This window comes from Oleiphilus sp. HI0123 (assembly GCF_001635315.1).
This window is the reverse complement of sequence record NZ_LWGE01000153.1, coordinates 1-210: the sequence shown is the minus strand read 5'-3', so window position 1 is coordinate 210 and position 210 is coordinate 1. Positions and strand designations below refer to the sequence as shown.

Sequence of the window (210 nt, the reverse complement as noted above, 5' to 3'; positions counted from 1 at the left end):
ACAGCAGGTGTATTGTCTTTAGTATTCTTACGAGCGCCGGCAGGGTCATCTAGGATTGAAGCACGTAAGACGTTATCTGGATGAGTGTAAGCACGACGTACACCTTCATTTATCATATCAGTCAGGCTTAATTCAGCATCCCACTGCACATCCATACCGACTTTAACGAATACAGTCACGATACCGGTATCCTGACAAATTGGTCGCTTA

General features: G+C 44.8%; 1 protein-coding gene. It reads right to left on the bottom strand.

Annotation, left to right across the window (positions count from 1 at the left end):
• Positions 1–210, bottom strand: a 210-nt coding sequence (locus A3761_RS01415) for a fumarate hydratase (RefSeq protein WP_197472718.1), incomplete at both ends; no start/stop codon positions are given.